General features: G+C 70.3%; 25 protein-coding genes. 16 read left to right on the top strand and 9 right to left on the bottom strand.

Annotated elements, in window-relative coordinates:
* The first annotated feature begins 26 nt into the window (after positions 1-26).
* The 6 genes from ABL310_RS16610 (at position 27) to ABL310_RS16585 (ending at position 4420) form a co-directional block, all read left to right on the top strand.
* Positions 27-215: a DUF2065 domain-containing protein gene (locus ABL310_RS16610; RefSeq protein WP_349368118.1), complete on the top strand. Its 189-nt coding sequence runs from the start codon at positions 27-29 to the stop codon at positions 213-215.
* A 138-nt stretch (positions 216-353) separates the two neighbouring features.
* Positions 354-1937 carry a DegQ family serine endoprotease gene (locus ABL310_RS16605; RefSeq protein WP_349368117.1) on the top strand — a complete coding sequence of 528 codons (1584 nt, stop codon included), beginning with the start codon at positions 354-356 and terminating at the stop codon, positions 1935-1937.
* Positions 1938-2312: 375 nt separating this feature from the next.
* Complete coding sequence (locus ABL310_RS16600; protein ID WP_349368116.1) at positions 2313-2534, top strand: hypothetical protein; 222 nt, start codon at positions 2313-2315, stop codon at positions 2532-2534.
* 137 nt (positions 2535-2671) lie between these two features.
* Positions 2672-2959 carry a DUF4164 family protein gene (locus tag ABL310_RS16595; RefSeq protein ID WP_349368115.1) on the top strand — a complete coding sequence of 96 codons (288 nt, stop codon included), beginning with the start codon at positions 2672-2674 and terminating at the stop codon, positions 2957-2959.
* A 38-nt stretch (positions 2960-2997) separates the two neighbouring features.
* Positions 2998-3375 (top strand): cell division protein ZapA, encoded by a 378-nt coding sequence (locus ABL310_RS16590; protein WP_349368114.1) that lies wholly within the window; start codon positions 2998-3000, stop codon positions 3373-3375.
* Positions 3376-3467: 92 nt separating this feature from the next.
* Positions 3468-4420, top strand: a protein-coding gene (locus ABL310_RS16585) for an IS630 family transposase (protein WP_349368113.1) whose coding sequence is annotated in 2 segments (ribosomal slippage) — positions 3468-3810 and positions 3810-4420 — 954 coding nt in all. Because the reading frame shifts where the segments join, the coding sequence is not laid out codon by codon here.
* Positions 4421-4532: 112 nt separating this feature from the next.
* Here ABL310_RS16585 and ABL310_RS16580 read toward each other — a convergent pair.
* Genes ABL310_RS16580 through ABL310_RS16565 form a run of 4 tightly spaced genes read right to left on the bottom strand, consistent with a single transcriptional unit; the run spans position 4533 to position 7136 of the window.
* Positions 4533-5270, bottom strand: a complete 738-nt coding sequence (locus tag ABL310_RS16580) for an MBL fold metallo-hydrolase (RefSeq protein WP_349368112.1) — start codon at positions 5268-5270, stop codon at positions 4533-4535.
* 9 nt (positions 5271-5279) lie between these two features.
* Positions 5280-5837: an Hpt domain-containing protein gene (locus ABL310_RS16575; protein ID WP_349368111.1), complete on the bottom strand. Its 558-nt coding sequence runs from the start codon at positions 5835-5837 to the stop codon at positions 5280-5282.
* Positions 5838-5841: 4 nt separating this feature from the next.
* Positions 5842-6369 (bottom strand): response regulator, encoded by a 528-nt coding sequence (locus ABL310_RS16570; RefSeq protein WP_349368110.1) that lies wholly within the window; start codon positions 6367-6369, stop codon positions 5842-5844.
* Complete coding sequence (locus ABL310_RS16565; protein WP_349368109.1) at positions 6366-7136, bottom strand: NAD kinase; 771 nt, start codon at positions 7134-7136, stop codon at positions 6366-6368. The genes ABL310_RS16570 and ABL310_RS16565 overlap by 4 nt, the downstream gene beginning before the upstream one ends.
* A gap of 54 nt (positions 7137-7190) precedes the next feature.
* Between ABL310_RS16565 and cutA the strand changes: the two genes are divergently transcribed.
* From cutA to ABL310_RS16530, 7 genes are all read left to right on the top strand, one after another.
* Entirely contained in the window at positions 7191-7508 is a 318-nt protein-coding gene (cutA, locus tag ABL310_RS16560; protein WP_349368108.1) for a divalent-cation tolerance protein CutA, read from the top strand.
* 255 nt (positions 7509-7763) lie between these two features.
* On the top strand, positions 7764-8351 hold the full coding sequence (locus tag ABL310_RS16555) for a TerD family protein (RefSeq protein WP_349368107.1): 588 nt from the start codon (positions 7764-7766) through the stop codon (positions 8349-8351).
* 77 nt (positions 8352-8428) lie between these two features.
* Positions 8429-9751, top strand: a complete 1323-nt coding sequence (locus tag ABL310_RS16550; protein ID WP_349368106.1) for a TerD family protein — start codon at positions 8429-8431, stop codon at positions 9749-9751.
* Between the two features lie 27 nt (positions 9752-9778).
* Complete coding sequence (locus ABL310_RS16545) at positions 9779-10231, top strand: tellurite resistance TerB family protein (protein WP_349368105.1); 453 nt, start codon at positions 9779-9781, stop codon at positions 10229-10231.
* A 120-nt stretch (positions 10232-10351) separates the two neighbouring features.
* Positions 10352-11335, top strand: coding sequence for a calcium/sodium antiporter (locus ABL310_RS16540; RefSeq protein ID WP_349368104.1), 984 nt, complete (start codon positions 10352-10354; stop codon positions 11333-11335).
* Between the two features lie 89 nt (positions 11336-11424).
* Complete coding sequence (locus tag ABL310_RS16535; RefSeq protein ID WP_349368103.1) at positions 11425-12003, top strand: TerD family protein; 579 nt, start codon at positions 11425-11427, stop codon at positions 12001-12003.
* A gap of 143 nt (positions 12004-12146) precedes the next feature.
* Entirely contained in the window at positions 12147-13217 is a 1071-nt protein-coding gene (locus tag ABL310_RS16530) for a putative zinc-binding metallopeptidase (protein WP_349368102.1), read from the top strand.
* A gap of 28 nt (positions 13218-13245) precedes the next feature.
* Here the strand turns inward: ABL310_RS16530 and ABL310_RS16525 are convergent, their stop codons facing one another.
* From ABL310_RS16525 to ABL310_RS16515, 3 genes are read right to left on the bottom strand one after another with little or no spacing between them, the layout of a single operon-like run.
* Positions 13246-14337 (bottom strand): 5-(carboxyamino)imidazole ribonucleotide synthase, encoded by a 1092-nt coding sequence (locus ABL310_RS16525; protein WP_349368101.1) that lies wholly within the window; start codon positions 14335-14337, stop codon positions 13246-13248.
* Positions 14338-14359: 22 nt separating this feature from the next.
* Positions 14360-14869 carry a 5-(carboxyamino)imidazole ribonucleotide mutase gene (gene purE / locus ABL310_RS16520; protein ID WP_349368100.1) on the bottom strand — a complete coding sequence of 170 codons (510 nt, stop codon included), beginning with the start codon at positions 14867-14869 and terminating at the stop codon, positions 14360-14362.
* Between the two features lie 45 nt (positions 14870-14914).
* Positions 14915-15094, bottom strand: coding sequence for a DUF465 domain-containing protein (locus tag ABL310_RS16515; protein ID WP_349372078.1), 180 nt, complete (start codon positions 15092-15094; stop codon positions 14915-14917).
* Positions 15095-15328: 234 nt separating this feature from the next.
* Between ABL310_RS16515 and ABL310_RS16510 the strand changes: the two genes are divergently transcribed.
* Positions 15329-15520, top strand: a complete 192-nt coding sequence (locus tag ABL310_RS16510; RefSeq protein WP_349368099.1) for a DUF465 domain-containing protein — start codon at positions 15329-15331, stop codon at positions 15518-15520.
* A 71-nt stretch (positions 15521-15591) separates the two neighbouring features.
* On the opposite strand, the gene ABL310_RS16505 is transcribed toward ABL310_RS16510, so the two are convergent.
* Both ABL310_RS16505 and ABL310_RS16500 read right to left on the bottom strand, forming a co-directional pair.
* The gene (locus ABL310_RS16505; protein ID WP_349368098.1) at positions 15592-16125 is read right to left on the bottom strand and encodes a hypothetical protein; all 534 of its coding nucleotides are present in this window, start codon (positions 16123-16125) and stop codon (positions 15592-15594) included.
* A gap of 83 nt (positions 16126-16208) precedes the next feature.
* Positions 16209-17648: a protein adenylyltransferase SelO family protein gene (locus ABL310_RS16500; protein WP_349368097.1), complete on the bottom strand. Its 1440-nt coding sequence runs from the start codon at positions 17646-17648 to the stop codon at positions 16209-16211.
* Positions 17649-17778: 130 nt separating this feature from the next.
* Between ABL310_RS16500 and glyS the strand changes: the two genes are divergently transcribed.
* Positions 17779-19929, top strand: coding sequence for a glycine--tRNA ligase subunit beta (gene glyS / locus ABL310_RS16495; RefSeq protein WP_349368096.1), 2151 nt, complete (start codon positions 17779-17781; stop codon positions 19927-19929).
* A gap of 136 nt (positions 19930-20065) precedes the next feature.
* Complete coding sequence (gene ppdK, locus ABL310_RS16490) at positions 20066-22744, top strand: pyruvate, phosphate dikinase (RefSeq protein WP_349368095.1); 2679 nt, start codon at positions 20066-20068, stop codon at positions 22742-22744.

The raw sequence follows: 22744 nt of genomic DNA, 5'->3' as shown, positions 1-22744 counted from the left end.
CGCGCCGCGCGCGCCCGCTCCTTCGCATGACGGATCTCGTCGTCGCCCTCGGCCTCGTCCTCGCGGTCGAGGGCCTTTTGTTCGCGGCGTTCCCCGAGGGCGTGAAGCGCGCCATGATCGCCGCCGCCGAGACCCCCAGCGAGCGCATGCGGATCGTCGGGCTCGTCTCGGCGATCGTCGGGGTGGGGATCGTCTGGCTGATCCGGGGCGGCTGATCGCGCCCTTGACCCCGGATCGGCGCGGGTCGATCTTGGCCCGCATCCGGCGCGACCGCGTTGACGCCATGATCGCGGCCCACGGTCGCGCTCCGAGCGGCCGAGAACGGCCGTCATACGCTGAAAAGAGGGTTCACGATGCACGAGGCCGTGTCGACGCTCGCCCATGGCGCGGGACTGACCAGTCGGGATCGGACGTCGCGTCTGCGGCGCGCCTCCCTCGGGATCGCCGCCGCGGCGGCGCTCGCGCTCGCCCCGTTCTGCGCCGCGCAGGCCCAGACCGCCACCATCGCGCCCGCCCAGCAGATCACGCCGACGCCTTTCCCGAACGCGCCCGAAAGCTTCGCGGATCTCGTCGATCGTGTGATCCCGGCGGTCGTCAACATCCAGGCGGCGACCACGGCGGACGTCGACGAGCGCTTCATGCCGCAATTGCCCCCGGGCACGCCCTTCGAGGACCTGTTCGAGGAATTCTTCAACCGGCGCGGCGAGAACATGCCGCGCATGCCGCGGCGCTCGAACTCGCTCGGCTCGGGCTTCGTCATCGACCCGACGGGCGTGATCGTCACCAACAACCACGTCATCGGCGACGCCGACGAGATCGAGGTCGTGTTCGCCGACGGGACGACCTACGACGCCGAGGTGATCGGCACCGATGCGGCGATCGACCTCGCCGTCATCAAGATCGAGAGCGACGTCGAGCTGCCCTACGTCCCGTTCGGCGATTCCGAGACCATGCGCATCGGCGACTGGGTCGTGGCGATCGGCAACCCCTTCGGCCTGGGCGGCTCGGTGTCCGCCGGCATCGTCTCGGCCCGCGCCCGCGACATCGCGAGCGGCCCCTACGACAACTACATCCAGACCGACGCGGCCATCAACCGCGGCAATTCCGGCGGGCCGCTGTTCAACATGCGCGGCGAGGTCGTCGGCATCAACACGGCGATCCTCTCGCCCACCGGCGGCTCCGTCGGCATCGGCTTCTCCATCCCGACCGCCACCGCGCTGCCGGTGATCGAGCAGCTGCGCGAGTTCGGCGAGACGCGGCGCGGCTGGCTCGGCGTGCGCATCCAGAACATCGACGAGACCACCGCCGACGCGCTGGGCCTCGACGAGGCCCGCGGCGCGCTCGTCGCCGGCGTCGATCCGGAGGGGCCGGCCCAGGCGGCCGGCATCGAGACGGGCGACGTCATCGTCTCGTTCGACGGCAAGGCGGTCGAGTCCTCCCGCGACCTGCCGCGCATCGTCGCCAACACGCCGGTGGGCAAGGAGGTCGACGTCGAGGTCGTCCGCCGCGGCGAGCCCGTGACCATCGACGTCACCATCGCGCGCCTGCGCGAGAGCACCCAGGAGGCGGCCCTCTCCGACCCGTCCGAGCAGGACGCGCCCACGGCGGTGCGCGAGGCGCTCGGGATGGAGCTCTCCGGAATCACCGACGAGCTGCGTGATCGCTACTCCATCGCCGACGACATCGAGGGCGTGGTCGTCACCGACGTCGAGCCGCTCTCGGCCGCCGCCGAGCGGCGGATCAGCGCCGGCGACGTGATCCTCGAGGTCGGCCAGGAGCCCGTGCGCAGCCCCGAGGAGGTCGCCGAGCGCCTCGAGACGCTGCGCGAGGAGGGGCGCCGCTCGGCGCTGCTCCTCGTCTCCGACGCCCAGGGCGAGGTCCGCTTCGTGGCGCTGGCGATGAACGAGGACGACGGCGGCGATCAGGATCGGAACTGACGGGCGGCCGGTCTCTCCCGATCGCCGAGACGACGAGAATCACGCCCGCGACCCGCGTCGCGGGCGTTTTCGCGTCCCCCCTGCCGATTAGCCTTGCAATTTCGAGCTGGCGTCCCCATCTTGGCTTCATCGCGACGTCGCACGAGCGACGCGCGCGCCGCAGCCGGCGCAGAACAGCGCCTGCTTCGCTTCGCCCGCCTGGGCCGGAAGATACCGGAACCGTGGGCCGAGCCGCGGCGTTCGACGAACCCGCTCCGAAATCGAGCAGTGCGCCGCCCTGTCACGCGCCTGTCGCCGAGTTCCGGCACGTTCGCGCCACGTGAGGTGGCCGCGCTCGATTCACGGAGGCCACACAAGAAGAACGAAGACGCCAAGATGATGCAGTTCGAATTTCATCCCCAGATCACCGACCTTCCCGAGGCGGAGGCCGAGGCCTTCACCGTCGCGCGCCTCTACGCCGCCGACGGCGCCGCCAAGCGCGACCTCAGCCATCTGATCGACCGCTCCTATGCCTACCAGTCGCTGCGCGAGCTGCGCTGGCATCTGGCCGAGCGGTTCCAGCTGCCCGTGAAGGGCGTCGAGCTCCGCGCGGCCTGATCCGGCGCGTGAGCGCGAGGCGCTAAAGCACGGAAATCGTGCAACGAACATCCGTGGAAAGCGGCAGGCGAAAGCTTGCCGCTTTTCGATTCGGGCCGTACTCTCGCGCGAGGATCGATCATCAGGGGAGCGCGCGCATGGCCGTCCCGCTCGACGAGGCGCTCAAGCGGCTGGAATCGGCGCTCGGCGTGCTCGAGGCCGCGGTGACGCGGCGGCTCGAGGCGGAGCGCAGCCGCGCCGACCTCGAGACCGAGCTGCAGATCATGCAGGACGACCGCGCCCGCCTCGCGGTCGATCTCGAGAGCGCCAGCCGCCGCGTGGAGGCGCTCGAGGCGACGACCCGCGACGTCGAGGCGCGCGTCGGACGCGCCGCCGCAGCCGTGCGCGCCGTGCTCGAGGAAGCCGGCGCCGCCCCGCATCTCTGAGGCCGCATCTCTCACGCCGTCCCCACCGGAGCCCGCCCGTGCCGCAGATCACCGTCCTCATCGCCGGCAAGACCTACCGCATGGCCTGCGGGGAGGGCGAGGAGGAGCGCCTCGAGGGCCTTGCCGGCATGCTCGACGCCAAGATCACGGAGATGCGCGAGGCCTTCGGCGAGATCGGCGACATGCGCCTGCAGGTGATGGCGGCGCTCACCTTCGCCGACCTGCTCGTCGACGCGCAGGCGCGCATCACGGCGCTCGAGGCCGAGAAAGCCGAGCTCTCGACCCTCCTCGCCGGCGCCGACGAGCGCCGCCAGGCGAGCGACGACCGCGTCTCCGACGCCGTGGTCAAGGCCGCGGACCGGATCGAGCGTCTGGCCCGCGGGCTGGCGATCGGCGGGCCGGGCCAGGAGAGCTAGAGCAGATCGCTTCCTGATGGAATCGCGCGGGGGATTCCCTTCGAGGCCAGTTCGTGATTCACGGTAGAGGCTGGCGGAGGAGGCCAGCCGCCATGACGAAGCCCCTCTCGATGGATCTGAGGCAGCGCGTCCTCGCTGCGGTCGATGCCGGCATGAGCCGCCGGGCCGCGGCGGACCGCTTCGGGATCGCGCCGTCCGCGGCGGTGAAGTGGTTCAACCTTCGGCGCGAGACGGGCTCGGTCGCGCCGCGGGCGCAAGGCGGCGACACGCGGTCCGGGCGGATCGAGGCGCTCGGCCCGGTCATCCTCGCGATGGTGGAGGAGGCGCCGGATCTCACCCTCGTCGAGATCGCCGAGCGGCTCGAGCGCGAGCACGGCGAGCGCTTCGCGCCCTCGACGGTGCACCGCTTCTTCGGCCGCCACGGCCTGACGTTCAAAAAAAGTCCGGCCACGCCAGCGAGCAGGACCGCGCCGACGTCGCCGCGGCCCGCGAGGCCTGGTTCGAGGAGCAGCCCGAGCTCGACCCGGAGCGGCTGATCTTCATCGACGAGACCTGGCTCAACACCAAGATGGCGCGGTTGCGGGGCCGCGCCCCCGAAGGCGAGCGCCTGCGCGCCGGCATCCCTCACGGCCATTGGCGCACCACGACCTTCGTGGCCGGGCTCAGGATCGGCGGGATCGACGCGCCGATGCTGATCGACGGCGCGATCAACGCGGCGAGCTTCCTCGCCTACGTCCAGCAGGTCCTGGTTCCGACGCTGAGCCCCGGCGACGTGGTGATCATGGACAACCTCGCCAGCCACAAGACCCCCGCCGTGCGCGAGGCCATCGAGGCGGCCGGAGCCGAGCTGCGCTTCCTGCCGCCCTACAGCCCGGACTTCAACCCCATCGAGAACGCCTTCGCCAAGCTGAAGGCCCTGCTCAGGAAGGTCGCCGCCCGGACGCGCGACGCCCTCTGGAGCGCCGTCGCCGACGCCATCGAAGCCTTCCCGCCAGAGGAATGCGCGAACTTCTTCACCGCAGCAGGATATGAACCCGAGTGGTGAGAATCTGCTCTAGAGCATCATCCCATCAAGTGGAATCCGGTTGGTGGACGAGATGATGCTCCACTGAGGAACGCTAGAGCGCCGACCTGATCTCATCAGGTCGGGAGACGCTCTAGACCTCGATCGTCATCCCGTCCTGCGCCGCGTCGAGCCCGAGCCGCGCGGCCTCGGCGAGCATCGCCTCGGACATGTGGGTGAGCACGACGCGCTTGGCGCCGAGCGCGGGCAGCTCGGGCGCGAGCGTCTCCCAGCCGAGATGCCCCTCGCCGCCCGCGCCGGGGCGGTAGCACATGACGAAGAAGAGGTCCGCGCCGGCGGCGATGCCGGGCAGCGTGTCCACCCACCCCGTGTCGCCCGAATAGGCGAGGATCCGCCCGTCGCAGGCGAGGCGCAGCGCCGTCGCCGGCGCGCCGCTCTGATGCTCGACGAGGGCGGTGGTCAGCGTCGCGTCGATTTCGGGCACGGGCGTGGTCGCGCCGGGCGCGATCTCGCGGATGTCGAGGCCGTAGCGGCGCTCCGCCTCCCAGGCGCCCGGATACAGCGCCCGCGTGGCGGCCTCCAGCCGCGCCGCGAGGCCGGGCGGTCCGAGCAGGACGAGGGGACGCGTGCGGCCGGCGATCATCTGGTCGAGGATCAGGAAGGGCAGGCCGCCGAAATGATCGCCGTGGAGATGGCTGATCGCGACCGCCGCGATCGCGCCCGGGTCGACGCCAGCGCGCTTCAACGCCACCAGCGACGTCGCGCCGAAATCGAGGCACAGGCTCGCCTCGCCGCGCTCGACGAGGAAGCAGGTGTTGAAGCGCCCGCCCGAGCCGAAGGCGTCCCCGCAGCCGATCACCCGCACCCGCATCCGGACCTCCTATTTGCGCCGCGCCTTCTCCGCCGCCTTCGTCACCGCCGCCTCCAGCTCGCCCGCGAGCGCCGTCGCGACGGGGTCCTCCGGCGGCGTCCCGCGCCGCTCCGCGGCGCGCAGCGCGTCGACATGCGCGGCGATCAGCGCCGGCGGCGCCTTTCCCTCGGCGCGCTCCAGGAGCCGCGCGAGGCTTCCCGCCATCCGGGCGAGGAGCCCGGCCTCGAAAGCCGCCGCCGTGCCCCGCAGCCGGTGCGCCAGCCGGTAGACGCGCGATCGCGCGCCGGCGTTCCCGCGCCCGCCCGCCGAGAGCGCCGCGACGGCGTCGGCGAGGCGCTCGATCTCCTCGCCGAGATGCCCGGCGAAGGCGGCGCGCACCTCCTCCTCCGCGGCCTCGGCCCGGGCGGCCGCCTCGTCCAGCGCCTCGACCGTGTCGCGGTCGAAGGCGAGCGCCTTCGCGCGCAGGCTCTCGGGGACCGGCACGATCTCGCGGCGACGCGGCGCCGGCCCGGTGCGGCCGCCTTTTCCGGCGCCCTTCTCTCGTCCCGGTGCGGGGATGATGCGCATCGCCTCACCCCTCCGGATCGGCCGCGAAGGCCTGCGGGCGGCTGCGGTCGGGCCCGAAATAATGCGGCGTCGCCACGAAGGGGCGCGTGTCGGCGCAGATGGCGAGGAGGCGCTCGTAGAAGGCCCGCGGCGTCGCCGGCTTGACGAGGTAGCCGCTCACCCCCGCGCGCATGGCCTTCATCACCCGCCCGCGCTCGGCGTAGCTCGTCACCATCAGGATCGGCACGAAGGGGCTCGGGCTCGCGGTGCGATCGCGCAGGCGCTTCGTCAGGCCGATGCCGTCGAGGCCGGGCATCTCCCAGTCGGTCACGACGAGATCCGCCGGCGCGGCCTGGATCATGTCGAAGGCGCGGGCCCCGTCGGCCGCCGCGCGCACGCTCTTCGCGCCGAAGGCCTCGAGCCAGGCCACCAGAAGACGCCGGAAGAACGGGTCGTCCTCGGCCACGACGACGGAGAGACGTTCGAAGGCGATGCGCATGCCGGCGGCGTCCGGGAGGGAAGGGGCGTTCTCGAGGGATGGATCTTCGCTCACGGCCCGAACTGCTCGCGCAGGATGCGCTCGTCGAGCCCGTGGCCGGGATCGTGGAGCATGACGAGATCGATGGTGCGGTCGAGAGAGGCCTCGACCTTGGCGACGCGGCGGAACTCGGTGTGGTCGGCCACCGCCGCGACCGGGCGCAGATCCGCCTCCTTCACCTCGATGGTCACCCGCGCGTGGTCCGGCAGCAGCGCCCCGCGCCAGCGCCGCGGGCGGAAGGCCGAGATCGGGGTGAGCGCGAGGAGCGGCGCGTTCAGCGGCAGGATCGGCCCGCCGGTGGAGAAGTTGTAGGCCGTCGACCCGGCGGGCGTCGACACCAGGATGCCGTCGGCGATCAGCTCGGGCATGCGCACCTTGCCGTCCACCGCGATGGACAGCTTGGCGGCCTGGTGGGTCTGGCGCAGCATCGAGACCTCGTTGATCGCCCGCGCCGTGTGGGTCTTGCCCTGCACGTCCACCGCCGTCATCAGCAGCGGATGGATGATCGCCCGCTGCGCGGCGGCGAGGCGCTCCATCAGGCCGTCCTCGCGGTAGTCGTTCATCAGGAAGCCGACGGAGCCGCGGTTCATGCCGTAGATCGGCTTCTCGACCCCCATGAACAGGTGGAGCGTCTGCAGCATCAGCCCGTCGCCGCCGAGCGCGACGACGATGTCCGCATGCTCGGGCGAGACGTTGGGATAGAGCGCGCGCAGGCGCTCCGCCGCCGCCTCGGCTTCGGGATTCTGGCTCGCGACGATGGCGATCGTCTTGTCACGGCTCATCGGAATGCGCCACCTATCGGCCGGGCCCGGGGATTCGCGAGAGGTAGGAATAGCATGGATGAGCCGCTCTTCGTCTACACGACCTTTCCCGACGAGGCCGCCGCGGGCGCGGTCTCCCGCGTTCTCGTCGAGCGCGGGCTCGCCGCCTGCGTCAACCTGATCCCGGGCATGCGCAGCGTCTACGCCTGGCAGGGGGCGATCGAGGAGGCGCACGAGCTGATCGGTCTCGTCAAGACCCGCAAGGGTCTCGCCGAGCAGGTCGCCGCCGCCATCCGCGAGCATCACCCCTACGACACGCCGGTCGTGTTCTTCCTCTCCGTCGGCGCCGACGGCCCGACGACGGAATGGCTGCTCGGCGCGACGGGCGGGTGAGGCGGGCCGCCGATCCTGCTCGCTCACAGGGATGGAGGGTGCTCGGACGCGCGCCGGGGGCGTTCGGCCAGACGGACGGGGCCGAAAACGCGTGCGCTGGACGTAATTTGGGGTTAACGTCTCGCGCACTGTTTCCGAGCGTGGCGGCTTGACAGGATTCGATCGCGCAAGCACTTAACCGTGCAAGGGAAATCCAGAGCGACATTTCAGCCGAACATCTCCAGACATCCAGCTCCAACTTTCGGGAGGCGCGCCGTGGCGATTTCGTTGTCCAAGGGTCAAACCATCTCGCTCGCCAAGGAGAGCGCCGGGCTCTCCAAGGTCCGCATGGGCCTCGGCTGGGATCCGGTGAAGAAGAAGGGCGGCTTCCTCTCCGGCCTCCTCGGCGGCGGCGGCGGGGACATCGACCTCGACGCCTCCTGCCTGATGTTCGACCAGGGCAAGCAGCTGACCGACATCGTCTGGTTCCGCCAGCTCAAGTCGAACGACGGCGCGATCGTCCATTCCGGCGACAACCTCACCGGCGAGGGCGAGGGCGACGACGAGACGATCGCGGTCGATCTCGATCGCCTGCCCGCCGCGGTGCAGACGCTGGTCTTCACCGTCAACTCCTTCCGCGGCCAGAGCTTCAACGAGGTCGAGAACGCCTTCTGCCGCCTCGTCGACGAGCGCGCCGGCAAGGAGATCGCCCGCTACACCCTCACCGAGCAGGGCGCGCATACCGGCGTCGTCATGGCGGTCGTCAGCCGTGCGTCCGGGGAATGGACCATGAAGGCGATCGGCGCGCCCGCCACGGGCCGCACGGCCCAGGATCTTGCGGGCGCGGCGCTCGCTCATATCTGAGTCGGAGGGCGCGCCACGGCGACGCTCGCCGTGGCGCGCCAATTTTCCTTGGCCGACGATCTCGAGGGGGTGAGACCGTGACCGAGCTCACGAAGGGCGCGAACGCGCCGGTGAACGCCAGCCAGCCCGTCGTCCGGGTCCGCTTCACGCCGTCCGGCGCCGTTCCCGAGATCGACGTGTCCGCCTTCCTGCTGCAGGGGACCGGCAAGGTCTCCGGCGACGCGGACATGGTGTTCTACGGCCAGCCCGACGGCCCCGGCCACGCCGTGCGGCTCACCTCCCAGAACGCCCCCGCCGACGGCGGCGCGAAGGAGACCACCTTCGCCGTCGCCTTCGGCTCCATGCCCGCCGGCGTCGAGAAGGTCGCCGTCACCGCCACGATCCACGACGGCGCCCGGCGCAAGCTCTCCTTCGCCCAGGTCGCCGGCCTCGAGATCGCCGTCCTCGACGGCGGGTCGCCGGTCGCGACCTACAGGGTCGAGACCGCCGGCATGAGCGAGACGGCGCTGATCCTCGGCGAGCTCTACCTGCGCAACGGCCAGTGGAAGTTCCGTGCGGTCGGCCAGGGCTTCGCCGGCGGCCTGAAGCCGCTCGCCGAGAGCTTCGGCGTCGTCGTCGACGAGGAGCCCGAGGCCGCGCCGCCCCCGCCGCCCCCGCCGCCTCCTTCCCCTGCGTCACCTCCTCCGCCGCCCTCCACCGCCCGCCCGCCCAGCGTGCCCCGCGTCGGCGCCGGCGCGGCGGAAGAGAAACGCTCTGCTGCACCCGCTGCGGCGTCTATCAACCTCTCGAAGGTGACGCTCACGAAAGAGCGGAAATCCATCGATCTCGCCAAGAAACCCGCCGCAGCCGGCGGCTACGGCGAGGTGCGCATCAACCTGAACTGGAACCGGAATCAGGCCCCGCCCTCCGGCGGCGGCGGCTTCTTCGGCTTCGGCAAGCCCAAGGGCGTCGACCTCGATCTCGGCTGCCTGTTCGAGCTCGCCGACGGCCGCAAGGGCGCCGTCCAGGCGCTGGGCGATTCCTTCGGCTTCTTCGACGGTCCGCCCTTCGTGCAGCTCTCCGCCGACGACCGCACCGGCCAGAGCGCCGACGGCGAATGGCTGCGCATCAACGGCCGCCACTGGGACGAGATCCGCCGCATCCTGGTCTACGCCTTCATCTACGAGGGCGCGCCCAACTGGGCCGCGACCGACGGCGTGGTCACGGTCTACGCCCCCGACCAGCCCCCCGTCGAGGTGCGCCTCGACGAGACCTCGAACATGGGCATGTGCGCCGTCACCCTGCTCGAGAACGTCGGCGGGCAGATGCGCGTGTCACGCGAGGTCAAGTATTTTCAGAATCACATGCCGATGGACCAGGCCTTCAATTGGGGCATGCGCTGGACGCGTGGCTCCAAGTAGAGGCGACACGAGGGAAGGACGACGATCATGGTGCTCGACTGGCTCAAGACCAACGTGGCCAAGGCGCGCGAGGCGCTGCAGACCGAGGTCGGACGCTTCAAGAACCGCGAGTTCATGGAGGCCGTGGTCTCCGGCTGCGCCCTGGTCGCCGCCGCGGACGGGGACATCTCCTCGTCCGAAAAGCAGAAGATGATGAAATACATCGAGAATTCAGACGAGCTGAAGGTCTTCAAGATGGAGGAGGTGATCGCCTTCTTCAAGAAGATCACCGAGAAGTTCGAGTTCGACGCCGAGATCGGCAAGGCCGAGGCGCTCAAGCACGTCGGCAAGCTGCGCGACAAGCCGGACGCGGCCCGCGTCATGGTGCGCGTGTGCATCGCCATCGGCGCCTCCGACGGCGATTTCGACGACAACGAGAAGGCCGTGGTGCGCACCATCGCCCGCGAGCTCTCCCTCGACCCCGCCGACTTCGATCTCTGATCGGGTGAGGACGGGCGCGACGCGTGTCATCCCCGGCCGGCGACGGCCGGGGATCGCGCATCGGCGGCCACCCCCCGCACCCCATTCCCTCCCGCAACTCCCCGGAGCCTCCGCGCGTCCATGAACGAGATCGGTGACTATCAGCTGGCGGTGCTCGCCTTCGGCGCCATCGCCTTCGGCCTCTTCCTGCTCATCAAGGGAGGCGACTGGACGGTGGATGCGGCCGCCTTCATCGCGGAGCGCGCAGGGCTCTCGAAGCTCTTCATCGGGGCGACCATCGTCGCCTTCGGCACCTCGGCGCCCGAGCTGTTCACCTCGGTCAACGCCAACCTCACCGGCTTCCCGGGCATCTCGCTCGGCAACATCGTCGGCTCGAACATCGCCAACGTCCTTCTGATCATCGGCGCCACCGCGGTGGTCTTCGCCCTGCACGGCAAGCCGTCCGAGCTGGTGCGCGACATGGGCATGATGCTGGTCGCGACCGTGATCCTGGTCGCGCTGATGCTCTACGGCATCGTGCCGCGCTGGGCCGGCTTCGGCATGTTCGGGCTTCTCGTCGCCTTCATCGCCTACCAGTACTGGAAGGACGAAGGCGGCGGCGAGGAAGACGAGCACGACGAGGATATCGACGAGAAGGGCATCGACTCGGCCGCCAAGGGCGTCGGTTTCCTGCTCGCGGGCCTCGCCGCGCTCGTGATCGGCTCGGAGATGCTGGTGCAGGGCGCGGTCGCCGCAGGCAGCGCGCTCGGCGTGCCCGAGGCGGTGATCGGCCTCACCGTCATCGCCATCGGCACCTCGCTGCCCGAGCTCTCGACCTGCCTCGCGGCGGCGGTGAAGCGCCAGACCAACATGATCATCGGCAACATCGTCGGCTCGAACCTGTTCAACATCCTCTCGATCATCGGCATTACGGCCATGATCAAGCCGCTCGTGATCGACGAGACGCTGGTCGATCTCGACATGTGGGTGATGGCGGGCGTGACCTTCGCCTTCGCCGCCTGGATGCTGACGGTCTCGAAGATCGGCCGGCCGATGGGCGTCGCCATGCTGGTCGCGTACTTCGCCTTCATCCTGTACTCGTATCAGGATCTCCTGTTCGCCTGATCCGAGGCATGGGCCCGATGCACGGGTCCGATAGACTGGTTCACGAGGCGGCCCGCCCACGGGCCGCGCAACACCGGAAGGAGACGACAATGGGTGTTTCTCTCTCGAAGGGCGGCAACGTATCCCTCTCCAAGGAGGCCCCCGGCCTGACGAACGTCATCGTCGGCCTCGGCTGGGATCCGCGCGCCACCGACGGCGCCGAGTTCGACCTCGACGCGAGCGTCTTCCTGGTCAAGGACGACGGCAAGGTCCGCACCGACCAGGACTTCATCTTCTACAACAACAAGGTCGGCGGCGACGGCTCCGTCGAGCACACCGGCGACAACCGCTCCGGCGAGGGCGAGGGCGACGACGAGCAGGTCAAGGTCGACCTCTCGAAGGTCCCCGCCGACGTCAAGAAGCTCGTCTTCAGCGTGACGATCCACGAGGGCGAGACCCGCAAGCAGAATTTCGGCCAGGTCTCCAACGCCTTCATCCGCGTCGTGAACGCGGCCGGCGGCGCCGAGATCGCCCGCTACGACCTCTCCGAGGACGCCTCCGTCGAGACGGCGATGATCTTCGGCGAGGTCTATCGCCACGGCGACGAGTGGAAGTTCAAGGCCGTCGGCCAGGGCTTCGCCGGCGGGCTCGGCCCGCTCGCCAAGCATCACGGCGTGAACGTGGGCTGATCGCGCCCCTCGCGCGCCGACGCGAGACGGCCGCCCGGTCGGAGCGACCGCGGCGGCCGTTTCGTTTCGTCGCGTGTCGTTCCCCGGCCGGAGCGCGTTTGCGTGCGGAGGGGATGGGGGCTCAGATCGGGGAAACCGGAGACATGAAGCTCTTCGCCTGCACCGCCTGCGGCGCGCCGCTCCAGTTCGAGGACGCGGCCTGCCCGCAATGCGCCGCGCGGCTCGGCTACGATCCCGCGGCCGGGCGGCTGCTCGCCGTCGCGCTCGACGGCGAGGTCTGGCGCGTCCAGGGCGAGCCGGGAGGCCGGGCCTACCTGTTCTGCGCCAACGCCGCCTACGGCGCCTGCACCTGGCTGCTGCCCGCCGAGGGCGCGGGCGAGAGCCGCTTCTGCCACGCCTGCCGGCACAATCACGTCATCCCCGACCTGACGCAGGATTCCAATCTCGGTCGCTGGCGCAAGCTGGAGGCGGCGAAGAAGCGCCTGTTCTACACGCTCCTCGCCCTCGGCCTGCCGCTCACCCGCCGGCCCGAGGACCCGAAGGGCCTCGCCTTCGACTTCCTGGCCGATCCGCCGGCCCCGGGCGCGCCCGGGGTGATGACCGGGCACGACAACGGCCTCGTCACCATCGCCGTCGCCGAGGCGGACGACAGCGAGCGCGAGGCGCGCCGCTCGGCCATGGGCGAGCCCTACCGCACGCTGCTGGGGCACCTGCGTCACGAGGTCGGGCACTATTACTGGACGAAGCTGGTGGAGGAGGCCGGCGCGCTCGACGCCTTCCGCGCCCTGTTCGGCGACGAGCGCACGGATTACGGCGCAGCCCTGCAGCGCCACTATTCCGAAGGGCCGCCGGCGGACTGGGCGACGCGTCAGGTCAGCGCCTATGCCAGCGCGCACGCCTGGGAGGACTGGGCCGAGACCTTCGCACATTACCTGCACATGGTCGACACGCTGGAGACCGCGGGCGCCTTCGGCCTGCGGCTGAAGCCGCGCCACCCGGCGGCGGAGGACCTGTCCACCAGCGTGCCCTTCGACCCGCATCACGAGCCCGAGCTCGCCCGCCTCGTCGACGCCTGGGCCCCGCTGACCTTCGCGGTGAACGCGCTCAACCGCTCCATGGGCCAGCCGGATCTCTACCCCTTCACCCTCGCGCCCGCGGCGATCGAGAAGCTCGCCTTCGTCCACGCCCGCGTTCGCGCCGCGCGCGGGGCGTGACGGGACGAAGCCGGGACGAGCCCGCGGCTCAGCCCTCACCGGCGCCGGATAGGCGCGTCACGTGCCCCATCTTACGCCCCGGCCGGGCCTCGCCCTTGCCGTAGAGCGTGAGCCGCGCCGCCGGATCGGCGAGGAGGTCGCGCCAGGCCTCCACCTCCGCGCCGACGAGGTTCTCCATCGTCACCCGCGGCGCGCGCCGCGTCGTCGGGCCGAGCGGCCAGCCGCAGACGGCGCGCACGTGCTGCTCGAACTGGGAGGTCTGCGCGCCGACATCCGTCCAGTGCCCGGAATTGTGCACCCGCGGCGCCATCTCGTTGACGACGAGCCGCTCCTCCCCGCCCTCGCGCACGAGGAACATCTCCACCGCGAAGACGCCGACATAGTCGAGCGCCTCGCCGATCCGCGCGGCGATGTCGCGCGCGGCGGCCTCGGTGGCGGGCGAGACGGCGGCGGGGACCGTCGTCTGCGCCAGGATGCCGCCCTCGTGACGGTTCGCGCACAGGTCGTAGGCGGCGAGCGTGCCGTCCGCCGCGCGCGCGGCGACGACGGAGACCTCCGCCGCGAAGGGCACGAAACCCTCCAGGATCGCGGGCTTCCCGCCGATGGCGGCGAAGGCGGCGTCCGCATCGTCGCCCTCGCGAATCACGGCCTGGCCCTTGCCGTCGTAGCCGAAGCGGCGGGTCTTCAGCACGGCCGGGCGGCCGATCTCGTCGAGGGCGCGCGCGAGCGAGGCCGCGTCGTCCACCGCGCGAAAGGGCGCGACGGCGATGCCGAGATCGGCGACGAAGCTCTTCTCGGCGAGCCGGTCCTGCGCCGTCGCCAGCGCCTTGGCGCCGGGGCGCAGCGGTGCGTGCGCGGCCACCGCCTCCGCCGCGGCGACGGGGACGTTCTCGAACTCGTAGGTGACGACGGCGCAGCCCTTGGCGAATTCCGCCAGCGCCTCGGTGTCCGCGAAATCCGCCGTCGTGGCGCGGGCGGCGACGTGGAAGGCGGGGCTCCTCGGGTCGTCGTTGAAGACGTGGACGTCGAGGCCGAGCCGCGCGGCCTCCACCGCGATCATGCGGCCGAGCTGGCCGCCGCCGAGGATGCCGATGACGTCTCCGGGGGCGATGCGGGTCATGGTCGGTCCTCCTCGCGGGTTCTCACGCCTCGTCGACGGGGCGCTCGGCCACCGATTCGCTCTGGCGCGCGCGCCAGGCCTCGAGCCGTCCGGCCAGCGCCTCGTCGGTCAGCGCCAGAACGGCCGCCGCCAGCAACGCGGCGTTGACGGCCCCGGCGCGGCCGATGGCGAGCGTGCCGACCGGGATGCCCGCCGGCATCTGCACGATGGAATGCAGGCTGTCGACCCCCGAGAGCGCCTTCGATTCGACCGGCACGCCGAAGACAGGCAGCGGCGTCAGCGCCGCCGCCATGCCCGGCAGGTGCGCCGCGCCGCCCGCCCCGGCGATGACGATCTTGAAGCCCTCCCCCTGGGCGCCCTTGGCGAAGGCGTAGAGCCGATCGGGCGTTCGATGGGCGGAGACGATCCGCGCGTCGTAGGCGACGCCGAGCGCATCGAGCGTCTCGGCCGCGTGCCGCATCGTCGCCCAGTCGGACTGGCTGCCCATGATGATGGCGACGGGAGCGCGTGCGGCGGTGCTGGCGTCGGTCATGGCTTTCCTCTCGCGCGGAACCCTCCGCGCCTCGAGCGCACGCCCTCAGGCGATGATGTCGGGCAGGATCTCGTCCTCGATCCGATGGATTCGGTCCCGGAGCGTGAGCTTGCGCTTCTTCAAGCGCTGGAGTTGCAGGCGGTCGTGCACGGGCGAGGTCTCGAGCGCCTCGATCGCCCGATCGAGGTCGCGATGCTCCTCCTTCAGCCGAGCCAGCTCGGCCATCAGCTCTGCGGTCTCCTCGGCGCCGTCCACCCGTCGTCTCCAGCTCTGCAACGGTTCTCGCGCAGCGCGCGCGCCCTCACCAAGAGCGGCAAAAGCGTCGCCGCGTCAAGCGGCGGAAGCGTGAGCTTTTAACGCTTTCAGGTTGCGGCGCAACAAATGAAAGCTTCGACAGGCGAACAAATGTGTGAGAGCATGGAGCCGTTCGAACCCGAACTTTGGGAAGGGAGACGACGCATGTCGCTGAATAGCCACTTGGCCGAGCTCGAGCGTAAGCACCAGGCTCTCGAGCAGGAGATCCAGAAGGCGGTGACCAGCCCTTCGACGAGCGACACCGAGATCGCTCAGCTCAAGCGCAAGAAGCTCGTCCTCAAGGACGAGATGGCCCGCCTGCGCGGCGCCGAGAAGGAAGCCGCCACGCTGCACTGACGGCCAGGACGAGGGGCGCGTATCGCCCCGACAGCGTCGCCGCCGCTTGGGGAACCAGGCGGCGGTTTTTACTATCTTCGAAACGTGTTCCAAGCCTCTTCGTGCGTACCCGTAGCGACTACGGTATCGATTAGCTCGTTACATACTTTCAGCGAAGCAGTTAACTTATCGACGCTCACTGCACGCAGCTCAGCAGTCGATTCAGGCTCAACATGATCACCAACCAATATGCCTTCCGTGCCCAGACAGATTCCGTATAGGTACATAATTCCCGATGCCAGAGAGCGAAGATCTTCCGCGTCAGAAAATTCAGCGGTTTTTAGAAACGGAGTGCTCCCCTGGCGTGCCCATGCTTCAAATTCTTCATCTGGTATTGGAGCTCCAGTGTATTGATTTAAGATGCGAAGTGCAAAACGTCTAGCATAGATTGAATTTTCGTCGCCTGTAGCGTCTCCACGCAGGATCGAAAGACCAATATTGACTAATTCGATGTCCAGCTCCTTGTTTCTATTAAAATAGTCGAGCCCGCCGACGAATATCGTTGCGAGGGAGCCGAATGCCGCCGCCGCAAAGGCCGTTATGGCGCTACTTGTCGTCGATGCCATGTCTCACTCCCTCAATGAAAGCGCATGACACCAACACTAGCGAGACAAGTCAAAATTGCAAACGTCGGCTAGTTCGCGGGCCCCTACGGATGTCGCCCTACCTCATCCACCAACACCCCATACGCTCCCCGCATCTCCCCCACCTCCGCGATCTTCCCCGCGAACGCCCCCCAATCGTCCCCCTCCGCGATCCGCGCCCAAACCGCCTCCACCTCGTCGATCAGCATCGTCACCGGCGCCTCGCGCGCGAAATACGGATGCGCCAGCGCCTCCTCCCGCCGCGGATGCGGCTTCGCTCCGCGAATCGCCGCGATCGCCTCGGCCCAGTCCGCGCCGGCATAGGCCTCCGCGTGGGGGCTCGCGGCGATGCGGGTCGGGTCGGCGCCGCCGATGAGGTCGAAGAAGGCGCGCTCGAAGGGCAGTCGGGTGCGGGCGAGCGCGCGGTAGAAGAAGGCCGGGGCGTCGACGCCGCTCTCGTCGTCGGGGTCGAGAGCGAGGCGGGCGCGGGTGAGGCGGCCGAGATGGGCGTCGAAGGCTGCGCCGAAGGGCTCGAGCGCGGCGGCGAGCGCCTCCTCGTCGGCGAGGTGGCGCAGGCAATCGGCCAGCCGGCAGAGGTTCCAGTAGAGGGCGGCGGGCTGGCGGCCGAAGGCGTAGAGGCCGGTCTGGTCGAAATAGGCGGCGGTGAAGCCGGGATCGAGTTCCGGCAGGAAGCGCCAGGGGCCGTAATCGAAGCTCTCGCCGGTGATGGTGGTGTTGTCGGTGTTGAGCACGCCGTGGACGAAGCCCGCCTGGAACCACTCGGCGCCCATCTTCGCCACGTCCTCCGTCACGGCGGCGAGGAGGCCCGCCGCCGGGTTCGGATGCGCGGCGGCCCGCGGCTGGTAGGTCTCGATGCAATAGGCGATCAGCTTCTCCAAGGCCGCGCCCTCGTTGTGGAAGGCGAGGCGCTGGAAGGTGCCGATGCGGATGTGGGAATGCGACAGCCGCACCAGCACCGACGAGCGGGTGGGGGAGGGCTCGTCGTTGCGCATCAAGGCCTCGCCGGTCTCGACGAGCGAGAACGATTTCGAGGTGTAGACCCCGAGCGCCTCCAGCATCTCGGTGGCCAGCACCTCGCGCACGCCGCCCTTGAGGGTGAGCCGCCCGTCGCCGAAGCGGGAATAGGGCGTCTGGCCGGATCCCTTGGTGCCGAGATCGAGCAGGCGGCCGTCCTCGGCGTCGCGGATCTGCGCATGGAGGAAGCCGCGGCCGTCGCCGAGGTCCGGGTTGTAGGACTGGAACTGGTGGCCGTGATAGCGCAGGGCCAGCGGCTCGGGGACATTGTCCGGCAGGGGCGCGAAGCGGGCGAGGTGTGCCACCCATTCGGCCTCGTCCAGCGTATCGAGCCCGACGCGGGCGGCCCAGCGCTGGTTGCGGTAGCGCGTCACCGTCGCCGGGAAGGGCGCTGGCGTGACCGGATCGTAGAAGGCCTCGCCGAGGGCGAGATGGCGCGGGTCGGGGCGGTAGGCGGGGGAGACGGGCATGGCCGTATCGTGCCCCGTCGCGAGGGGGCTGCGCAAGGCGTGCGCCGACGCCGCAGGGCTTGCGTCCCGGCCGTCGCGCGCCTATTCGCAGCCGCAGCCGTTCCCGCGAGCCCGTACCGAGGCCGTTTCCATGCCCGATCTCCTGCTCGAGCTCTTCTCCGAGGAAATCCCCGCGCGCATGCAGCGCAAGGCGGGCGAGGACCTGCGCCGGCTCGTCACCGACGCGCTGGTGGAGCGCGGCTTCCTCTACGAGGGCGCCAAGAGCTTCCACGGCCCGCGCCGCATCGCGCTGCACGTGGCGGGGCTGCCCGCGAAGGGCCAGGACGTGCGCGAGGAGCGAAAGGGTCCGCGCGTCGGCGCGCCCGAGAAGGCGGTCGAGGGCTTCCTCAAGAGCGCCGGCCTCGCCTCCCTCGACGAGGCGAGGATCGAGAGCGACCCGAAGAAGGGCGACTTCTACGTGGCACTGATCGAGCGCCCCGGGCGCCCGACGCCGGAGGTGCTGGCCGAGATCCTCCCCGATATCGTCCGCCGCTTTCCCTGGCCGAAATCCATGCGCTGGGGCGCGGCCTCGGCGGAGCCGGGCGCGCTCACCTGGGTGCGGCCGCTGCGCGCCATCGTGTGCATGTTCGGGCCGGAGACCGAGGAGCCGGAGGTGGTGCGCTTCTCCGTCGACGGGCTGGAGAGCGGGGACGTCACTTACGGCCACCGCTTCCACGCGCCGGAGCCCATCCGCGTGCGCCGGCTCGACGACTGGGCGGCCTCGCTCGGCAAGGCCAAGGTCGAGGTCGACGCGGACAAGCGCAAGGACGTCATCCTCCACGACGCCCGCGACCTCGCCTTCGCCCGGGGGCTGGAGCTCGTCGAGGACGAGGCGCTGCTCGAGGAGGTGGCGGGGCTGGTCGAGTGGCCGGTGGTGATGCTCGGCGCCTTCGAGGAGAGCTTCCTCGACATCCCGGCGGAGGCGATCCGCGCCACGATCCGCGCCAACCAGAAGTGCTTCGTGCTGCGCGACCGCGAGACGGGCAAGCTCGCCAATTCCTTCGTGCTCGTCGCCAACATCGAGGCGAGGGACGGCGGCAAGGCCATCGTCGCCGGCAACGAGCGCGTGGTCCGCGCGCGGCTCTCGGACGCGAAGTTCTTCTTCGAGACCGACAAGGCGACCCCGCTCGAGGCGCGGCTGCCCAAGCTCGAGGCGATCGTCTTCCACGACAAGCTCGGCACCGTGGCCGAGCGGGTGGAGCGGGTGGCGGCGCTCGCCCGCTCGCTCGCCGACGTCGCGGGCGCGGATGCGGACAAGGCGGAGCGGGCGGCGCGGCTCTCCAAGGCCGATCTCGTCACCGAGATGGTGGGCGAATTTCCCGAGCTGCAGGGGCTGATGGGCCGCACCTACGCCGCGCTCCAGGGCGAGGACGAGGCCGTAGCCGCCGCGCTCGAGGAGCATTACAAGCCGCTCGGCCCCTCCGACCGCACGCCCACCGCGCCGGTCTCGGTGGCGGTGGCGCTCGCCGACAAGCTCGACCTGCTCACCGGCTTCTGGGCCATCGACGAGAAGCCGACGGGATCGCGCGACCCGTTCGGGCTCAGGCGCGCGGCTTTGGGGGTGATCCGGCTGGTGCTGGAGAACCGGCTGCGGCTGCGGCTCGACCCCGTGCTGCGCATGCATCTCGGCGCGATCCGCCATGCGAGCCCGCAGCTGCGCGAGACCTGGAGCGACCCCGATCTCGCCCGCGAGCGCCCGCGCCTCGCCGCAGACCTCCTCGCCTTCTTCGCCGATCGGCTCAAGGTCCACCTGCGCGAGGAGGGCCTGCAGCACGACCTGATCGACGCGGTCTTCGCACTGGAAGGCCAGGACGACCTCCTGATGATCGTCGAGCGGGTGAACGCGCTCGCCGGCTTCCTCGCCACCGAGGACGGCGCGAACCTGCTCGCCGGCTATCGCCGGGCCGCGAACATCCTGCGCATCGAGGAGAAGAAGGACGGGACGTCCTACGACGCCGCACCGGACGCCGCCCTCGTCGCCGCGCGCGGCGAGCCCGCGGAGAAGGCGCTGCTCTCTGCCCTCGAGAGGGCGCAGAGCGAGGCCTCGGCGGCGATCGCGCGGGAGGATTTCGAGGGCGCCATGCGGGCCCTCTCGCATCTGCGCGCGCCGGTGGACGCCTTCTTCGACGCGGTGACTGTGAACGCCGAGGACCCGGACCTGCGCGCCAACCGCCTGCGGTTGCTCGCCGCCCTGCGGCGCGCCACCCGCGCGGTGGCGGACTTCGACAAGATCCAGGGGTGAACGCTCGCGTCCTCGCCGCTCGCACGGCCACCTGCGCGCGTTAACTCGCGCAGGTCGGCAACCCACGTGAGTATTTGCAAAACGCGCCGGGGCGTCTATGGCTGTGCGCGGTAATGGCACGGTGGTGAGGTGGACGATGACGAAGTGGGTCTACACCTTCGGTGACGGCAAGGCCGAGGGCGAGGCTGGCATGCGCGACCTGCTCGGCGGGAAGGGCGCGAACCTCGCCGAGATGAGCAATCTCGGCCTGCCGGTGCCGCCCGGCTTCACCATCACCACCGGGGTCTGCACGTATTTCTACGACCACGACCGGACCTATCCGCCGGAGCTGGAGGGCGCCGTCGCCGACGCGCTCGCCGAGGTCGGCCGCATCGCCGGGCGCAGCTTCGGGGACGCGAAGAACCCGCTGCTCGTCTCCGTGCGCTCGGGCGCGCGCGCCTCGATGCCGGGCATGATGGACACGGTCCTCAATCTCGGCCTCAACGACGCCACCGTCGACGCGCTGGCCGAGGACGCCGGCGACGCCCGCTTCGCCTACGACAGCTACCGCCGCTTCATCACCATGTATTCCAACGTGGTGCTCGGCCTCGAGCACCACGATTTCGAGGACGCGCTCGAGAGCTACAAGGAGCGCAAGGGCTACGAACTCGACACCGAGCTCTCCGCCGAGGACTGGAAGCAGCTCATCGAGCGCTTCAAGGCCATCGTCGAGGAGAAGCAGGGCGAGCCCTTCCCGCAGGACCCGCACGCCCAGCTCTGGGGCGCGGTGGGCGCCGTGTTCGGCTCCTGGATGAACCCGCGCGCGAGGAAGTACCGCGAGCTGCACGCGATCCCCGCCTCCTGGGGCACGGCGGTGAACATCCAGGCCATGGTCTTCGGCAACATGGGCGACACCTCCGCCACCGGCGTCGCCTTCACGCGAAATCCCTCCACCGGCGAGAAGCGGCTCTACGGCGAGTTCCTGGTCAACGCCCAGGGCGAGGACGTCGTGGCCGGCATTCGCACGCCGCAGGACATCACCGAGGCGGCCAGGCTCGAGGCCGGGGCCGACAAGCCGTCCATGGAGACGGTGATGCCCGAGGCCTATGCCGAGCTCGTCGCCATCTGCGATCGGCTCGAGGCCCATTACCGCGACATGCAGGATCTCGAGTTCACAATCGAGAAGGGCAAGCTCTGGATGCTCCAGACGCGCAACGGCAAGCGCACGGCGCGCGCCGCCCTCAAGATCGCCTGCGACCTCGTCGAGGAAGGCGTCATCTCCGAGCAGGAGGCGGTGGGCCGCGTCGAGCCGCAGGCGCTCGACCAGCTGCTGCACCCCACCATCGATCCGAAGGCCGAGCGCGACCTCCTCGCCACCGGCCTCCCGGCCTCCCCCGGCGCGGCGTCCGGCGAGATCGTCTTCACCTCCGAGGCGGCCGAGGCCGTCAAGAAGGCCGGGCGCAAGTGCATCCTGGTGCGCGTCGAGACCTCGCCGGAGGACATTCACGGCATGCACGCGGCGGAAGCGATCCTCACCACCCGCGGCGGCATGACCTCGCATGCGGCGGTCGTCGCCCGCGGCATGGGCAAGCCCTGCGTGTCCGGCGCCGGCTCGATCCGCGTCGACGCCAAGGCGAAGACGCTCACGGTGGCGGGCCGCACGCTGACCGAGGGCGACGTCGTCACCATCGACGGCGGCGCGGGCCAGGTTCTCGTCGGCGCGGTGGCGATGCTGGAGCCCGAGCTCTCCGGCGACTTCGCCAAGCTGATGGAATGGGCCGACCGCGTGCGCCGCCTCAAGGTGCGCGCCAACGCCGAGACGCCCCTCGACGCCCGCACCGCGCGCAACTTCGGCGCCGAGGGCATCGGGCTGTGCCGGACCGAGCACATGTTCTTCGAGGGCGACCGCATCGTCGCCGTGCGCGAGATGATCCTCGCCGACGACGCGGAGGGCCGCCGGGCGGCGCTCGCCAAGCTCCTGCCGATGCAGCGCGAGGACTTCGTCGAGCTCTTCACAATCATGAAGGGCCTGCCCGTCACGATCCGCCTGCTCGATCCGCCGCTGCACGAGTTCCTGCCGCATACGGACGAGGAGCTCGCGGAGGTCGCCAAGTCCATCGGCGCCTCCCCGGAGAAGCTCAAGCGCCGCGCGGCGGACCTCTCGGAATCGAACCCGATGCTCGGCTTCCGCGGCGTGCGCCTCGCCGTCGCCTATCCCGAGATCGCCGAGATGCAGGCCCGCGCCATCTTCGAGGCGGCGGTCAAGGCGGCGAAGGACACGGGTGCGCCGGTGACGCCGGAGGTGATGGTCCCGCTCGTGATGACCAAGCCCGAGCTCGACCTCGTCAAGGGCCGGATCGACGCCATGGCGAAGGCCGTGATGGACGAGACGGGCGCCTCGTTCGAATACCAGGTCGGCACCATGATCGAGCTGCCCCGGGCGGCCCTGCGTGCGGCCGAGATCGCCGAGGCGGCCGAGTTCTTCTCCTTCGGGACGAACGACCTCACCCAGACCACGCTCGGCATCTCGCGCGACGACGCGGCATCCTTCCTCGGGCCCTACGTGCAGAAGGGGCTGCTCGAGTTCGATCCGTTCGTGACGCTGGACCAGGAGGGCGTCGGCGAGCTCGTGGCGCTCGCCGCCGAGCGCGGCCGCAAGACGCGGCCGGACATCAAGCTCGGCATCTGCGGCGAGCACGGCGGCGATCCGGCCTCGATCCGGTTCTGCGAGCGCCAGGCGCTCGACTACGTCTCCTGCTCGCCCTACCGCGTGCCGATCGCCCGCCTCGCGGCGGCGCAGGCGGCGCTCGCCGGAGAGGCGCGCTCGCTCGCCTGA

Origin of the sequence: Salinarimonas sp. (genome assembly GCF_040111675.1) — a bacterium.
GTDB lineage: Bacteria > Pseudomonadota > Alphaproteobacteria > Rhizobiales > Beijerinckiaceae > Salinarimonas.
Note: the sequence above shows the minus strand (reverse complement) of the source record. Positions and strands in the feature narration are given on the sequence as shown.

Coding starts and splice junctions, on each gene's coding strand:
- ABL310_RS16565 (WP_349368109.1), bottom strand. CDS start 7,136: ATGAGCCGTGACAAGACGATCGCCATCGTCGCGAGCCAGAATCCCGAA.
- ABL310_RS16610 (WP_349368118.1), top strand. CDS start 27: ATGACGGATCTCGTCGTCGCCCTCGGCCTCGTCCTCGCGGTCGAGGGC.
- ABL310_RS16575 (WP_349368111.1), bottom strand. CDS start 5,837: ATGCGCATCATCCCCGCACCGGGACGAGAGAAGGGCGCCGGAAAAGGC.
- ABL310_RS16505 (WP_349368098.1), bottom strand. CDS start 16,125: ATGGCATCGACGACAAGTAGCGCCATAACGGCCTTTGCGGCGGCGGCA.
- ABL310_RS16535 (WP_349368103.1), top strand. CDS start 11,425: ATGGGTGTTTCTCTCTCGAAGGGCGGCAACGTATCCCTCTCCAAGGAG.
- ABL310_RS16605 (WP_349368117.1), top strand. CDS start 354: ATGCACGAGGCCGTGTCGACGCTCGCCCATGGCGCGGGACTGACCAGT.
- ABL310_RS16515 (WP_349372078.1), bottom strand. CDS start 15,094: ATGGCCGAGCTGGCTCGGCTGAAGGAGGAGCATCGCGACCTCGATCGG.
- ABL310_RS16600 (WP_349368116.1), top strand. CDS start 2,313: ATGATGCAGTTCGAATTTCATCCCCAGATCACCGACCTTCCCGAGGCG.
- ABL310_RS16525 (WP_349368101.1), bottom strand. CDS start 14,337: ATGACCCGCATCGCCCCCGGAGACGTCATCGGCATCCTCGGCGGCGGC.
- ABL310_RS16595 (WP_349368115.1), top strand. CDS start 2,672: ATGGCCGTCCCGCTCGACGAGGCGCTCAAGCGGCTGGAATCGGCGCTC.
- ABL310_RS16540 (WP_349368104.1), top strand. CDS start 10,352: ATGAACGAGATCGGTGACTATCAGCTGGCGGTGCTCGCCTTCGGCGCC.
- ABL310_RS16500 (WP_349368097.1), bottom strand. CDS start 17,648: ATGCCCGTCTCCCCCGCCTACCGCCCCGACCCGCGCCATCTCGCCCTC.
- ABL310_RS16510 (WP_349368099.1), top strand. CDS start 15,329: ATGTCGCTGAATAGCCACTTGGCCGAGCTCGAGCGTAAGCACCAGGCT.
- cutA (WP_349368108.1), top strand. CDS start 7,191: ATGGATGAGCCGCTCTTCGTCTACACGACCTTTCCCGACGAGGCCGCC.
- ABL310_RS16530 (WP_349368102.1), top strand. CDS start 12,147: ATGAAGCTCTTCGCCTGCACCGCCTGCGGCGCGCCGCTCCAGTTCGAG.
- ABL310_RS16580 (WP_349368112.1), bottom strand. CDS start 5,270: ATGCGGGTGCGGGTGATCGGCTGCGGGGACGCCTTCGGCTCGGGCGGG.
- ppdK (WP_349368095.1), top strand. CDS start 20,066: ATGACGAAGTGGGTCTACACCTTCGGTGACGGCAAGGCCGAGGGCGAG.
- purE (WP_349368100.1), bottom strand. CDS start 14,869: ATGACCGACGCCAGCACCGCCGCACGCGCTCCCGTCGCCATCATCATG.
- ABL310_RS16545 (WP_349368105.1), top strand. CDS start 9,779: ATGGTGCTCGACTGGCTCAAGACCAACGTGGCCAAGGCGCGCGAGGCG.
- glyS (WP_349368096.1), top strand. CDS start 17,779: ATGCCCGATCTCCTGCTCGAGCTCTTCTCCGAGGAAATCCCCGCGCGC.